The 1,168-nt window shown below is 36.6% G+C and carries 1 protein-coding gene; it reads left to right on the top strand.

Annotated elements, in window-relative coordinates:
• Positions 1–449: 449 nt before the first annotated feature.
• Positions 450–1,168 (top strand): dihydrodipicolinate synthase family protein (locus COJ96_RS25380; protein ID WP_142333058.1); only part of this gene is annotated, 719 nt, incomplete at its 3' end.

The raw sequence follows: 1,168 nt of genomic DNA, 5'->3' as shown, positions 1-1,168 counted from the left end.
GCTATGTATCAACGTGGATTGATTAGCAGTTCTTTAGCTAGACGACCAGTTTTACCTTTATCTGAAGAAGAAGTAGAGGAAATTCGTCAAGGTTTACTAAAAGTGGGCTTAATTAAAGATGAGGTTAAAGCGTAGTAATTAAAAATTGAGAGTGGTTACGGGTATTCCGTAACCACTCGTAGTAGACGAAGGTAGGGGGGTTGATGAAGAAATATGAGTTATCGCGGAACCTCATCTTTAACGCAAACGATTACTAATGGATTTTTTTAGTATATTATATATTTTTCCTATTTTTCAACAAAAAACTTATTGAAAACTATTATTTTCTCTTGAATTATATGATTATTCAAAGAAATAAAAAATGTTATTGACTCAGCAAACGCTTACAAGATATGATTAATTACGTAAACGATTACTATATAAAATAAAAAATCTGGAGGAATGATAAAATGAAAAACAAAGCAAAATGGAGCGGAGTATTTCCAGCAGTTCTTATCCCTTTTAAAGATGATTACTCAATTGATGAAGAAGGCTTTCGTAAATTAGTTCGTTGGGTGGCAAGCCATGAAGGTGTTAATGGTATTGTTGTAAACGGTCACACTGGTGAAATTATGACTCTACTTCCTGAAGATCGTGCAGAAGCTGTGAGAATCGCTGCTGATGAATTACAAGGTCGGATTCCTGTTATTTCTGGAGTATCTGCTGAAGGAACAATCGAAGCGATCCAACATGCTCAAGCTGTAGAAAAAGCAGGGGGAGAAGGAATTCTACTAATGCCTCCACACTCATGGTTACGATTTGGCATGCAACCTGAATCAACAGTTGAGTTCTTCAAAGATGTTGCAGCAGAAATTAACATCGGCATTGTAGTCCATCAATACCCAACTTGGACAAAATCATCTTACACAACAAGCCAATTGTTAGAAATGACTGAAATTCCAAATGTCGTAGCAGTTAAAGTTGGTCAAAGAGACATGGCACAATATGAAGTAGATATTAGAGTATTGAAAAAGAATGCCCCGGATGTTGCACTATTGACTTGTCATGACGAATACTTATTACCAACTCTAGTTCAAGGGATCGATGGCGCGCTTGTAGGTTTCGGCTGTTTCGTACCAGACCTAATCGCTGAACTAGTAAAACATGTGAAGAATCAAGATTTAAAAGC

Source organism: Bacillus sp. AFS073361, assembly GCF_002567005.1.
Taxonomy (GTDB): Bacteria; Bacillota; Bacilli; order Bacillales; family Cytobacillaceae; genus Neobacillus.
Note: the sequence above shows the minus strand (reverse complement) of the source record. Positions and strands in the feature narration are given on the sequence as shown.